The sequence below is a fragment of the Caulobacter sp. GW821-FHT09A05 genome (assembly GCF_059418465.1).
In genome coordinates this window covers 57,238-68,646 of sequence record NZ_JBWKPX010000013.1, presented here as the reverse complement: position 1 = coordinate 68,646, position 11,409 = coordinate 57,238, and the positions used below count along the sequence as shown (strand labels likewise).

Annotated in this window: 17 protein-coding genes; 1 reads left to right on the top strand and 16 read right to left on the bottom strand. The window is 67.9% G+C overall.

The window, feature by feature from the left end:
- Positions 1-31: 31 nt before the first annotated feature.
- Positions 32-1,114, top strand: coding sequence for a GNAT family N-acetyltransferase (locus tag AC07NX_RS14145; RefSeq protein ID WP_494642588.1), 1,083 nt, complete (start codon positions 32-34; stop codon positions 1,112-1,114).
- A gap of 67 nt (positions 1,115-1,181) precedes the next feature.
- On the opposite strand, the gene AC07NX_RS14140 is transcribed toward AC07NX_RS14145, so the two are convergent.
- The 16 genes from AC07NX_RS14140 to AC07NX_RS14065 form a co-directional block, all read right to left on the bottom strand.
- Complete coding sequence (locus AC07NX_RS14140) at positions 1,182-1,322, bottom strand: hypothetical protein (protein ID WP_494642586.1); 141 nt, start codon at positions 1,320-1,322, stop codon at positions 1,182-1,184.
- Between the two features lie 126 nt (positions 1,323-1,448).
- Positions 1,449-1,787: a DUF2218 domain-containing protein gene (locus AC07NX_RS14135; protein ID WP_494642584.1), complete on the bottom strand. Its 339-nt coding sequence runs from the start codon at positions 1,785-1,787 to the stop codon at positions 1,449-1,451.
- 5 nt (positions 1,788-1,792) lie between these two features.
- Positions 1,793-2,368, bottom strand: coding sequence for a PadR family transcriptional regulator (locus AC07NX_RS14130; RefSeq protein ID WP_494642582.1), 576 nt, complete (start codon positions 2,366-2,368; stop codon positions 1,793-1,795).
- A gap of 193 nt (positions 2,369-2,561) precedes the next feature.
- Complete coding sequence (locus tag AC07NX_RS14125) at positions 2,562-3,080, bottom strand: tetratricopeptide repeat protein (RefSeq protein ID WP_494642580.1); 519 nt, start codon at positions 3,078-3,080, stop codon at positions 2,562-2,564.
- A gap of 60 nt (positions 3,081-3,140) precedes the next feature.
- Entirely contained in the window at positions 3,141-3,893 is a 753-nt protein-coding gene (locus AC07NX_RS14120) for a sigma-70 family RNA polymerase sigma factor (protein WP_494642578.1), read from the bottom strand.
- Complete coding sequence (fliP, locus tag AC07NX_RS14115) at positions 3,890-4,783, bottom strand: flagellar type III secretion system pore protein FliP (protein ID WP_494642722.1); 894 nt, start codon at positions 4,781-4,783, stop codon at positions 3,890-3,892. Before fliP ends, AC07NX_RS14120 begins: the two co-directional genes overlap by 4 nt.
- Entirely contained in the window at positions 4,783-5,181 is a 399-nt protein-coding gene (locus AC07NX_RS14110; protein ID WP_494642576.1) for a hypothetical protein, read from the bottom strand. Before AC07NX_RS14110 ends, fliP begins: the two co-directional genes overlap by 1 nt.
- Complete coding sequence (locus tag AC07NX_RS14105) at positions 5,178-5,495, bottom strand: FliM/FliN family flagellar motor switch protein (protein WP_494642574.1); 318 nt, start codon at positions 5,493-5,495, stop codon at positions 5,178-5,180. The genes AC07NX_RS14110 and AC07NX_RS14105 overlap by 4 nt, the downstream gene beginning before the upstream one ends.
- A 15-nt stretch (positions 5,496-5,510) precedes the next feature.
- Positions 5,511-6,275 carry a FliM/FliN family flagellar motor switch protein gene (locus AC07NX_RS14100; RefSeq protein WP_494642572.1) on the bottom strand — a complete coding sequence of 255 codons (765 nt, stop codon included), beginning with the start codon at positions 6,273-6,275 and terminating at the stop codon, positions 5,511-5,513.
- Positions 6,272-7,468 carry a flagellar hook protein FlgE gene (locus tag AC07NX_RS14095; protein ID WP_494642571.1) on the bottom strand — a complete coding sequence of 399 codons (1,197 nt, stop codon included), beginning with the start codon at positions 7,466-7,468 and terminating at the stop codon, positions 6,272-6,274. The genes AC07NX_RS14100 and AC07NX_RS14095 overlap by 4 nt, the downstream gene beginning before the upstream one ends.
- A gap of 11 nt (positions 7,469-7,479) precedes the next feature.
- Positions 7,480-7,881 (bottom strand): flagellar hook assembly protein FlgD, encoded by a 402-nt coding sequence (locus tag AC07NX_RS14090; protein WP_494642570.1) that lies wholly within the window; start codon positions 7,879-7,881, stop codon positions 7,480-7,482.
- Complete coding sequence (locus AC07NX_RS14085) at positions 7,862-8,590, bottom strand: hypothetical protein (RefSeq protein WP_494642568.1); 729 nt, start codon at positions 8,588-8,590, stop codon at positions 7,862-7,864. The genes AC07NX_RS14090 and AC07NX_RS14085 overlap by 20 nt, the downstream gene beginning before the upstream one ends.
- Positions 8,587-9,033 (bottom strand): hypothetical protein, encoded by a 447-nt coding sequence (locus AC07NX_RS14080; RefSeq protein ID WP_494642567.1) that lies wholly within the window; start codon positions 9,031-9,033, stop codon positions 8,587-8,589. Before AC07NX_RS14080 ends, AC07NX_RS14085 begins: the two co-directional genes overlap by 4 nt.
- A complete protein-coding gene (locus AC07NX_RS14075; RefSeq protein WP_494642566.1) occupies positions 9,033-10,358 on the bottom strand; it encodes a FliI/YscN family ATPase in 1,326 nt (441 codons plus the stop codon). Before AC07NX_RS14075 ends, AC07NX_RS14080 begins: the two co-directional genes overlap by 1 nt.
- Entirely contained in the window at positions 10,355-11,053 is a 699-nt protein-coding gene (locus AC07NX_RS14070; protein WP_494642565.1) for a FliH/SctL family protein, read from the bottom strand. The genes AC07NX_RS14075 and AC07NX_RS14070 overlap by 4 nt, the downstream gene beginning before the upstream one ends.
- Positions 11,050-11,409 (bottom strand): hypothetical protein, encoded by a 360-nt coding sequence (locus AC07NX_RS14065; RefSeq protein ID WP_494642563.1) that lies wholly within the window; start codon positions 11,407-11,409, stop codon positions 11,050-11,052. The genes AC07NX_RS14070 and AC07NX_RS14065 overlap by 4 nt, the downstream gene beginning before the upstream one ends.

Here is an 11,409-nt window from a genome sequence, read left to right as displayed (position 1 = left end):
CACGTTCGGCTCGAGCCGGATCGAGGTTGCCTTGAAGATCGACGTCTTCCCCGCTCTGGAGCTGCCCGCGGAGGTCGCCGCGGCCTGGTCGGCCGCCCAGGCCGGCGAGACGCGTTTCGACAGCCCGTTCCTGTCGCCGCTGTGGGCCCAGGCCGTGGCGCGCGCGCGCGGCCCCGCCAACAGCACGAAGGTCGCGGTCCAGTACGACCAGGCCGGCGATCCGGCGGCCTTCCTGGCGGTGCGCAAGCGCGGTTCGACCGCCATGCCGGTCGGCGCCCCGATGAGCGACTACCAGGCCCTGGTGACCCGCGACGGCTTCCGGGCCGATCCCCGCGCCATGCTCCAGGCCCTGGGCGTCTCGCGCTACGACTTCTGCCACATGCAGGCGCAGGACCCGGCCTTCCAGGGCCACGCCCGCGGCCATTGCATCTCCTGGGTGATCGAGGTGGCCGACGGCTATGCCGCCTACGAGGCCGAGCGCAAGGCGGCCGGCGTCGGCGCGCTGAAGGACATCGACAAGAAGCGCCGCAAGGTCGAGCGCGAGGTCGGCCCGACCCGGTTCACCGCCCTGTCGGACTCCCGAGTCGCCTTCGAGCAGCTGGTCGCCTGGAAGCGCGCCCAGCTGGCGGCCACCGGCCAGACCGACCTGTTCAAGACCACCTGGGTCCTGCGGCTGATGGACGAGCTGCTGGAGACCCGCGACCCGGCCTTCGGCGGCGGGCTCTATACCCTGCACCTGGGCGACGAACTGGCGGCCGTGCACTTCCATCTGCGCGGCGGCGGCACGATCCACGGCTGGATGATCGCCCACGATCCGAAGTTCGAGCGCTATTCGCCGGGCCTGCTCCTGTTCCAGGACATCCTCAGGAGCCTGGACGGCGGGCCTTACAAGCGCCTCGACCTCGGGGCCGGCGACTATCGCTTCAAGCGCGAACTGTCGAACCGGCAGCAGGGCGTGATGTTCGGATTCCTGGGCGCGCCGTCGGTCTCGACCCTGGCCCGCACGGCGGTCTACGGCCTGCGCGAGATGGCCGAGGCCCTGCCCCTGGGCCCGGTGTCGGCCTTGCCGGGCAAGGCGATGCGCCGGCTCGACCTGCTGCGGGGCTTGCGTTGAGGCGCTGGATTCAAACATTTAGAGCGTGGCAGGCGCCGAAACCGCTCACACTTTCGGCTGCCACGCTCTAGATCGCGCGGGCGATGAGCACGATCAAGCCGGCCCAAAGGACGAGATTGACGGCGACGACGAGCGCAAACCAGCCAAAGCGGCTCGAACGACCGCTCTGGCGGGCCCGATACGGCGCGCCGCGGACCCCCTGATCCATGGCTTTCCTCCCAAGACCCTCAACTGGAGCTTGAGTGGAATGAAAGCTCCGTTCCGGGACGTGCGCAAGCGAATTTGACCAGACGTCCCAGAACGGTCCCGAAGAAGCGTGGACTCCGGACGACGTCTAGGGCGAGACGCGGTTGATCCGCAGGGCCGGCGGATCGATGCAGCCCGCCTCCCAGGCCCGCGTCCAGGCCAGCCGCTTGACCGGTTCGCGGAAGGCGAAGCGCATCAGGTGCTCGGCGACGACGTCCTCCAGCCGGGCCAGGGCCTCCAGGTCGACGGCCTCGATCGTGACGTCCAGGCCCTCGGGGTCGGCGAGCATGCTGCAGGTCCCCAGCGGCAGCGGGATCAGGGCCGAGACGTCGTCGTACGTCGCCTCGAACCGATGACTCCAATGCTTGGCCAGCTGGATCATGTAGCGCGCGCCCCGGTCGGTGTTCAGTCGGGCATGGCTCTGCATGACGGCTAGACCCCTTCGATGGCCGCGGCCGCGTCGTCCATGACCTTGGCGATCGCCGAGACCTGTTCGGGGGTCAGCGAGCCGGAGGTCAGCTTCAGGCGCAGGGCGGTCTTGAGGTTCTCGCGGGCCCGCATGATCTGCGGCGAGAAGGCGGCGCTCTGGGCGGCGGCTTCGGCCATGCGGGTGAACAGGCCGTGGACCGGCTGGCTGTTGGCCTCGAGGAAGGCCCGGCCCTCGTCGGTGATCGTGTAGAGCTTTTTGCCGCCCCCCGCGTCGGCCGCGGTGACGTAGCCCAGCTCTTCCAGCAAGGTCAGGGTGGGATAGATCACACCGGGGCTGGGCGTGTAGGCGCCGCCGGCGGCGGTCTCGACGGCCTTGATCAGCTCGTAGCCGTGGCTGGGCTTGTCGGCGATCAGCTTCAGCACGACCAGGCGCAGGTCGCCGTGATCGAAGAACCGGCCCATGCGGCCGCCGCGGCGATGGTGGCCTTCATGGCCGTGGAAGCCGAACGGATGGCGGCCGAAAGGCGCACCGTGATGACCGCCGTGGCGGCCGTGATGGTGGGGATGAAGTCCAAACATGTAGGTTTTAGATCCTGTTTCGTTATATCGGAGTTACAGATATATCGGATTTGTCGGACGTCAAGAGTGCTTTTAGATATATCTAAAAAGGTCGAACGCCAGGCGACGGAAAAGGCGCATGCGCCTGTTCCTCTACGGTTCCGTCGCCCCAAGTCCACGCACCCGCCGGACCGCCGACGGGCGCGGTCTGGATTCAGTGCTTGGTGCCTGGAAGGTCGTAGCGTTGGAGCAGCAGGTGCGCGGCCGAGACGGCCTCCGCCGAGCCCTGCCCCTCGAACTTGGCCCGCACTTCGTCGACGAGCATCCTCATGCTGGCGTTCAAGGGCGGGTTCAGGGTGTTCAAGCCGATTCCCCGCTCGATCAGGGCGACCGCCTCTCTCCAGGCGTCGCGCGCAAGGGTGTTCAACCCGGTCACGAATAGGTTCAGGGGGTCGTCGGCCGGCAAGTCTAGGAGCGGAGCCCAGACCCCCTCGGCCGTTTCGGCGTCGCCCGACGTGAAATGCAGCAATCCCAGTTGGAAGCGCGCGGTCGTGAACGACGGCGCGATTTCGACGGCGCGAGCGATCGCCACGATCGCTGCCTCATAGCGCTTCTGCCCGGCCAGGATCGAGCCCCGCAGGAAGTGAAGACGTGGATCCAGGGCGTAGTCCCGCAGCAGGACGTCGAGCCGATCCAATCCGGCGTCATCGTCGCGGTCGAGCACCTCCAGCACCTCGCTGACTTGCTCGGGGGGGCATTCGGCGTCTGAGATTCTTGACGGCATGGACGGTTCCTATCGTCTCAACTTGAAGTCTTCGCCATTGAGCAGCCGCTTTCTTAGCAGCGACAAGGCGGCGCGATGCAACTGCGAGACCCGGCCCTTGCTGATCCCCAGCAGGTCACCGATCTGGTCGAAACACAGTCCATCAAAATAGTGCCGGCGGAGGATCACCTGCTCGCGCGGCGGCAGGCCGGCCACTTCCGCGAGGGCGCGCCGCACGGTGTCACGCCAGGCGAGGCTCTCGTAGGCGCTGGCTTGGCGGTCGACCTCTCCCTCGCCCACATAGAGCGCCGTGCCTTCCAGCATGAACCCCAGCGCCAGGCCCAACGCCACCTCGATAAGTTCGTCCATCACTTCCGAGGCGTTCAAGGTGTCGGGATCGGCCGTCGCGATCGACCGGGCCCGCTCGTGACGAACGCGGTTGCGAAAGGAGATCTGCTCGCGCACCTCGCTCATCTTGGCCAAGCCGTCGAGGATGCTTCCCGTGACCCGGCGCGTGGCATAGCCGGCGAACGGCGTTCCCTGGGCAGGGTCGAAATGATCGATGGCCTCCAGGAGGCCCGCGCAGGCCAGTTGATGGAGGTCGGCGAACTCGATATCGCCGCCCCGGTCCAGGAAGTGACGGCGCGCCGTGCGCCGGGCGAACGGCAGATAGAGTTCGAACAATCGCTCACGCGCCGCAGCCGATCCTTCCTGCCGCGCGGCGCGCCAGAGGTCCATCTCCTCGCCGCCTGGGGCGATATCCGCCTCAGGGCCTGGGGTCACTTGAAGCTTCCGACCACGTTCTCCAGCACCAGGGACCAGCCGTCGATCAACACGAACATAAGGACCTTGATCGGCAGCGAGATCGTCGAGGGCGGCACCATCAGCATGCCCAGCGACAGCAGCACGGCCGAGACGACCAGGTCGATCAGCAGGAACGGCAGCAGCACCACGAAGCCGATCTTGAACGCCACACGCAGCTCGTTGAGCATGAACGCCGACGTCAGTTCGACCGTGCCGACCTCGGCGGCGCTGTCGGGCAGGCTTTTCTTGGCGATCTGGTAGACCGCCGCAAGATCACGGTCGTGGACCTGGCGCAGCATGAAGACCCGCATCGGTTCGACGCCCCGCGTCATGGCGGCTTCCACGGAAATCTGGCCTTGCATGAAGGGCTGCAGCGCCTGATCGTTCACCGCGCCCAGCGTCGGCATCATGGTGAACGCGGTCAGGAACAGGGCCAGGCTCACCAGCACCTGATTGGGCGGGGTCTCGGGCATGCCGAAGGCGTGACGGATCATCGACAGCACGACAATGATCCGCACGAACGGCGTCATGCAGATGACGATGGCGGGGATCAGCGCGGCGATCGTCAACACCAGCGCCGTGCGCACAACCTCGGCGGTCTCCACCGGTTTGCCGATCGTATTGGCGGCCTTGGGCGCCGGGACGGAAACAGGGACACGTGCCCGCAGGTGCGCCGCCGCGGGGGCGGACGCGGCTGGCTCGGCGGAAGCGGGAGCTGAAGCGACAACGGGGGCGGGCGTGGCCGGAAGAGGAGCCTGGACCTCTGCCCCGCCCCCCGCCACGGTCGTTTGCGCCGCCACGGGAACCGCCGATGCGAACACCCCGCATGTCACGAACGCGACCAGGATGCAGGCTTTCAACCGTCGCATCACGCGCCCGTCTCCGACTGGCCCTTCGAGGCCTCCTGTCCGGGCTTCGAAATCACGACCAAGCCTTGCAACGTGGACGCCACGATGAAATCGCCGTCGTCGCAACGCATCAGGCAGACGTCCACCTGATGGCTGAGGCGCACGGTCTCGACAAGTTTCAGCCGCCGCTCCTGCGTGCCGAACACCGGCGCGACGCCGCCCCGGAGCCTCGTCCGCAAGGCGTAGGCAACGCCGATGGCCAGTCCCAGGCAGACGATCAGCGAGCCCAGAACCCGCCAGATCGAGATCTCGTCGCCGCCACCCTGCCCGAGCTTCTGCGCCAGGGCCGGCCCGGCCCAGCCGAAGAGGATCGTGGCCAGGCCAAGCGCCCGCGCCAGTCGCCGGGGCCAGACCTTCATGCGACCTTCGCGACCTCGACGACGCGCACGCCGAAATTGTCGCCCACGGCGACGATCTCGCCCCAGGCCAACACCGATTGGTTGAGTTGCAAGGCGATCCGGCCGTTGATCTTGAGGTCAAGCTCCAGCACCGAGCCGGCGCGCAGGTTCATCAGGTCCGCGATCGACAGCGTCACGCGGCCAAGTTTGGCCTCCAGTTCGACCTCGACCTCCTTGAAGATCGCGGCATCGAGTGAAACCAGGGGCGACCCGGCGGGGTTGGCCGGGGGCGAGGCGGACGCCGTAGTGTCCCCGGTTTTTGATCGCGTTGTCATCGTACTCACGTGTCTTCAAGCTTGCAGGGTTAGGGCGACTTGCCCGTCGATGTCCGTCAGATGGGCGCTGGCCACGGTGTAGGCCGAGCGTGGATCGACAAGGTCCACCACGCCGCTCAGCGGCGTGCCGAGCACCAGGACGTCGCCGACCGCCAGGCCGCGCAGTTCGGCCAAGCCCACCCTGGTCCGGCCAAGGACGACGTCCAGCGCGATCTCGGCGGACCCGACCGCGTCAAGGCGCGGTGTCAGCGCAATATCGGGTCTGGCCGCATCGGGCGCCAAGGACTTGCATAGCGCCACGACGGCGGGAACCGGCACCGCCAGCGCGCCAATGCGAAGGCCGTGGGCGTCGGCCAGGTCGATCACGACCACGGGCTCCGACGCAGCGCCAGCGTCACGGTCGGCATTGGAGAGGCCCAACGCCTTTTCAAGCTCGGACACCAGGTCGTCAGTCAACCGCGTCGCGAAGGAGTCGAGCACTTGGCGGTCGTTGGCGTCGGGCCTGAGCGCCTCCAGATTGGCGTCCAGCGCCCAATCCAGAATGCGACTCTCTTCGCGGGGCGAGCAGCCGATCGCCACGCCCGCGCCGGGACGTCGCCAGACCGTATCGATCGTGCCGCCTCGTGCGGCTTCCGATCTCACGGTCCAGCCCGAAGCCTCCAGCCGGCGATCCGTGAACCAGCGCGAAGCCCATGCGCTCACCGCCGCCTCGATCCGGGTCCGCACACGAGGCCCCGTCGCCGCCTCCATCGGCAGCCAGATTTGGGCCTCCCGGCTCACCCTTGCCCTCGAATGCCGAACAACTGCTGGATCATGTCGTTGGAGACGCTAACCACCTGCGAGGAGGCCTGGAAGCCGCGTTGGATCAGGATCAGATCGCCGAATTCCTGCGAGAGGTCGACGTTCGACGCCTCGACCTGCTTGGAGACCAGCTTGCCGATCCCCTGCTGCTGGCTGGCCAGCAGTTGGATGGGGCCATCGCCCTTGCGTTCGAACAGCCCCTCGCCCACGCGCTCCAGTCGTTGCGGATCGCGGAAGTCGGCGAGAGCCACCGCCCCCATGAGTTCCGTCTTGCCGTTGGAGTAGGTCAGCTTCACCTGGCCATCGCCATCGATCGTCACGCTGCTCAGCGTGCCCACGCCATTGCCGTCGACCGCCGAAGCTCGCAGGGACGAAGTCGTACCGGCCGAGAACGATGTCACGCCGTTGGAGAAATCCAGCACCACCGATAGCGGATCCGCCCCGCTCGGCGTGTCGGTGATCGTCATCTTGGCCGTGGTCGGATCGATCACCCCGCCAGTGAACTTGATCTTCGACGTGCCCTTGGTCGCGCCGAGCGCGTCCGTCACCGTGACGGTCCATTCGCCGGGGGATGTCGCACCCACCGCGGTGAACTTGGCCTGCCAGACCTGCTTGACGCCATTGGAGTCGTAGATCGAAAGGCTGGACACCACGGCGTCCGTGGCGGTCGACGACAGGTTGTCGGCGAAGGTGATCAGCTTGGTGGCCGCCGGCGGACTGATCCGCCTGGATTCGACGTTCACCTCGACAGCCTTGTGGTTGCTGTCGAGGATCGCCAGGCGTCGTTCAGCCGCGCCCTGCTGCGAGATGAAGCCCGCCTCGTCGACGGTGAACTGGCCCGTGCGCGCGTAGTACGTGCGGCCGCCGTCGAGGAGGACCAGGAAGCCGCTTCCCTGGATGGCCAGGTCCAGGTCGCCATCCGATTGCCGCAGATCGCCCTGACCGAAATTGATCGTGGGCGCGCCAAACCGCACGCCGTTGCCGTTCTGCTCGCTTTGAAAGCCGCTGGTGTAGCTGAGGCCACCCCCACCGCTGTTGAAAGCGTCCTGAAAGTTTACCGAGTTCGACTTGAACCCCAGCGTGTTCAGATTGGCGACATTGTTGCTGATCATCTGAAGGCCTTTTGAATAGGCGTTCATGCCGCTCAAACCGATATAGATGGCTCCAAGCATTGGGCGGGCTCCTATCGAACCTGTGTGATTGCGGCGATGGAAATGTTGGCGATCAGCTGACCGCTCGAGGTTTTGACCGTGACCTCGGGCTGCCCGGTCGCGAACGACACAGACTGGACCACGCCGGACAGCGCCGACGTCTCCGTGGAAAAGTCGACGGTCCGTCCCAGCATGCTGACCGATTGATTGGCCGATTGGGCGGCCAGCAGGCTGGTCACCTGGTCGTTCAACGTCTGACTTTGCTGAAGCTGAGAGAACTGGGCCAGCTGCGAAACGAACTGGAAATTGTCCACCGGCTTGAGCGGGTCCTGGTACGTCAGCTGCGTCAGGATGATCCGCAGCAACGACTGGAAATCCAGACCATAGGCGCTTTGAGCCGACGAGCTTGTGGCGCTAACGGGTGTAATCGCCATGGATGGCTCCCTGGAAATCGAAGGATGGGATGTCGATCGGCTGGCCGTCCATCAGAAGCTCCGACAGCGTCAGGCCATGCTCGGCGGCAAGACCGGAAATCCGCTGGCGAAGGTGCTCGCTCAGCGCTGGCGAGATCTGGAAGCCGGCCGCGAGGATTCTCAGGCTCTGGCCGTCGGCCGCCAGGACCAAGCTGACCTGGCTCGGCGCGGATCGGTCGGCGGGCGCCCGCGGGACGGTCTCCGGAATCGGATCTTCATCCGGCCCCGCTGCGGTCCAGCCGGGCGTGGAGGCGGCTGTCGGTGAAGCAATGGTGGTCAGGGTCTCGGCGGCCTGATCCCGAAGCGCGCTCATCGCCTGATCCAGGTCTGCGCGGCTGGCGCCGGCCCGTGGGCGTTGTGGCGATAGCCTCGGTGGCGAGAAGGGCCCCGCATGCTCGGGGGGGGCGACATCGGGCGCCGCGCCGGCCGTCTCGACCTGCGGCGTCGCTTCGTGGCCGTCCGGGCGGGCGGGCTGTGCTTCCGCCCCGGCGGAGGTCGGGCGCGCGAAGACGCCGAGCTCGCCAAAGCCGAGGGCGCGCTGATCGGCGGCGTCTCGCGAAGGATCGCCGGCCAACAGCGCCTCGAACCGGCCCGCGCCGGCGGGCGCGGCCGGTCTTGCCGACGCCGCAGGGCGCGGGGCGGCGCCGAAGGAATGGGTCACGATCTTCATCGCCGCGCCGCCAAGGCGGCGCGGTCGGCCAGGTCGGCTAGAACGGCCTCTTCGCGGGCTCGCGCCTCGCGCCGCCTAGCGGCCTTCTCGAGCACCTTCATGGCCTCGGCTCGAGCCTGCGCCTGGCCTAGCGCCGCGGCGCGCGAGGTCTTCAGCGCCTCAGCGTCACCAACCTCTCGACCCAGGGCGTCCAAGTCCCGCACAGCGTCTCCCACCGCTCGCCCCCAGACCGCCATGCCGCCCAGATTCATCGACGGCTCCGAGAGGGCCGAGATCCATTGCTCGTGTTGCGACGCCAGGCGCGCGGCGCCGTCGGCCTGCGCGGCTTGCCGCTCCCGCAGCGCCAACGAAGCGCTCATCAATTCGGCCTGCGCCGCCTGGCGCTGGATATCGCGGACCTCGGCGATCTGGCTCAACAGGCGATGCGCATTGCGGCGCGCCATCAGGACAGCCCTTCCATGCCCGCGCCCAGTTGGGCGCCCAGCTGCTCACAGGTGTCCCCATAAGTCGTGAACTCGGCCTCGCCTTGCTTGAGGAAGGCCATCAGCGACGGCCGCAGTTCCAGGGCCCGATCGATGTCGTGGCTGGATCCGCGCACATAGACGCCGGTCTCGACCAGCGTCCTGGACGCGTCGTAGGTGGAGAGGGCCTCGACCGCCTTGGCGACATTGGCGCGATGCTTCGGACCAGCCACCGTGCCGGCCAGCCGGCTGATGCTGCGCGGAACGTCGATGGCGGGATAGTGGCCCAGCTCGGCCAGGTTGCGCGACAGCATGATGTGGCCGTCGAGCAGCGACTTCATCATCTCCGAGATCGGATCGTCGATATCGTCGGTTTCACTGAGGACGGTCATAATCGCCGTGATCGAACCACCGCTCGCCAGGGCGCCGCAACGCTCGACGATCTTCGGAATGGCCGCGAACACGCTGGGCGTATAGGCGCGGACTGTGGGTGGTTCGCCGGCGGCCAGACCGATCTCGCGCATCGCCATCGCCAGGCGGGTGACCGAGTCGATGAACAGCAGCACGTCATGGCCCTGGCCTCGCCAGTGGTCGGCGAGCGCCAGCGCATACTGGCCGGCCCGCACTCGCATGGCCGCGCTCTGGTCCGAGGTCGCGGCCACCATCGTCGTGCGGGCCTTGACCTCCGGCGACAGGCCGCCCCGCCAAAGGGCCTCGACCTCGCGGCCCCGTTCGCCCACCAGGCAGATGACGCAACGGTCGATCCTGACCTGACGCGCGATCTGCGTCATCAGGCTGGTCTTGCCAACGCCGCTGGCGGCGAAGATGCCGACTCGCTGGCCATGGGCCAGGGTCAGCATGCCGTCGATCGCCCGCACGCCCGTCTCGAACACCCGTCGCGGCGAGGCGCGATCCAGCGGCGTGGTGTGGACTCCATCCAACGCGGCTCGCCGATCGGATCGGACCAGACCCAGGCCGTCGATAGGCCGCGCCAGGCCGTCCACGGCCCGTCCCAGGAAGGCGTCGCCGACCGGCGCCTGGCTGGTCTGGCCGCGCGCGACCACGGCCGCCCCCGAGAAGGTCGCGGCCCCGGTTTCGAAGGGCGCCAAGACGATCGAATCCTCGTTGACGCCGACGACCTCGGCCAGGGTCGTGTCCGGGCCCATGGTCTCGATCTGGCAAAGCGCGCCCAGGGGCAGGTTGGGGCCATCAGCCTCCACGAAGGTGGAGCGAATGCGGCGCACCCGTCCGGTTCGGCCGACCAGGTCGCTCGCGCGCAACGTTTCGACGAAGGGATGGAGATTCATTCCGCCGCGCTCGCCAGGCTGAGCTCATCGAACAGCAGGCTGAGCCGGTCCCATTGCTGGTCCACGCCAATGTCCAGCGCGCCCAGCCGCAATCGCATCTCGCAGGCCCCCGCCGGCAGGTCCGGCGAGGCTCGCAGGTCCAGAGCCCCGTTGGCCACGTTCAGGCGCAGCTTCCCGAGCTCCGCGTCGGTTGGAAAATCGTCCTGGGAAACCGTGACCCGCACCACGGCCCGCTCGCCCACGGTCTCGGCATGATGCCGGATCGTGCCGGCCAACAGTTCGCCGTAGAGGTTGGGGTCGCCGATGATCTTTCGCAGACCCTCGCCAGCCAGGGTCGCCGCCAGACGCTCCATCGACGACAGGCGGACGGCGAACTCGGCCATGGCGGCTTCGATCCCGCCAGCCAGCCTGGCCAGCCGATCCTGGCGGCCATCCTCGGCTTCCCGCAGCCCCGCCAGGCGCCCTTCGGCGACGCCGTCGCGGTGAGCCTCGATCACGCCTTCGGTCAGGCGCGCGATGCGCGCGTCCCGCGCAGCCAGATCCTCGGTCAGGGCGGCGATCCGCTCGTCCTGCTCGGCCGCTCGGCGTTCGAAGGCCTTCTGGCGCGGATCGACCACCGCCTCGCCCGCGGCCAGGGAGGGAATGGCGCGGACGAGGGAGGCGCGCGCGTCGCTGGCGGACTTGATGATGCTCATGGGCGGCCTCGCCGAGGAGCCAGCAGCATCTGCAGACGCGAGGACTGGCGTCGCGCGGGGGCTGGCGGAGCTTCGCCGGGCGCTTCCCGGACGCCGGCGTCCGTCGCACACGACAGCAGGGTCGCCGAAGCCGCCGGCGTGAGGACGAAGGATGAGGATCCGGTCGCGCGGCCGTTGTTCCGCGCCTCGGCCGCCAAGAGACGCTCCGCCAGCCACGGCGACACGCGCCAGGCGCCGGTACGCGCGCCGGGACCGTCTTCCGCGGCGTCGCGATCCACGAAGGCCCCGTCATAAGCCTTGAGCAGCGTCGCCACCTCGCGGCGGTGCGCGGGCGCTAGTCGATCCAGCACGCCCAA

Bases quoted from the DNA above. Each gene is read 5' to 3' on its own strand.
- AC07NX_RS14135 (WP_494642584.1), bottom strand. From the start codon at position 1,787: ATGCAGAGCCATGCCCGACTGAACACCGACCGGGGCGCGCGCTACATG.
- AC07NX_RS14080 (WP_494642567.1), bottom strand. From the start codon at position 9,033: ATGGCGCGCCGCAATGCGCATCGCCTGTTGAGCCAGATCGCCGAGGTC.
- AC07NX_RS14070 (WP_494642565.1), bottom strand. From the start codon at position 11,053: ATGAGCATCATCAAGTCCGCCAGCGACGCGCGCGCCTCCCTCGTCCGC.
- AC07NX_RS14075 (WP_494642566.1), bottom strand. From the start codon at position 10,358: ATGAATCTCCATCCCTTCGTCGAAACGTTGCGCGCGAGCGACCTGGTC.
- AC07NX_RS14140 (WP_494642586.1), bottom strand. From the start codon at position 1,322: ATGGATCAGGGGGTCCGCGGCGCGCCGTATCGGGCCCGCCAGAGCGGT.
- fliP (WP_494642722.1), bottom strand. From the start codon at position 4,783: ATGCGACGGTTGAAAGCCTGCATCCTGGTCGCGTTCGTGACATGCGGG.
- AC07NX_RS14085 (WP_494642568.1), bottom strand. From the start codon at position 8,590: ATGAAGATCGTGACCCATTCCTTCGGCGCCGCCCCGCGCCCTGCGGCG.
- AC07NX_RS14105 (WP_494642574.1), bottom strand. From the start codon at position 5,495: ATGACAACGCGATCAAAAACCGGGGACACTACGGCGTCCGCCTCGCCC.
- AC07NX_RS14110 (WP_494642576.1), bottom strand. From the start codon at position 5,181: ATGAAGGTCTGGCCCCGGCGACTGGCGCGGGCGCTTGGCCTGGCCACG.
- AC07NX_RS14090 (WP_494642570.1), bottom strand. From the start codon at position 7,881: ATGGCGATTACACCCGTTAGCGCCACAAGCTCGTCGGCTCAAAGCGCC.
- AC07NX_RS14095 (WP_494642571.1), bottom strand. From the start codon at position 7,468: ATGCTTGGAGCCATCTATATCGGTTTGAGCGGCATGAACGCCTATTCA.
- AC07NX_RS14130 (WP_494642582.1), bottom strand. From the start codon at position 2,368: ATGTTTGGACTTCATCCCCACCATCACGGCCGCCACGGCGGTCATCAC.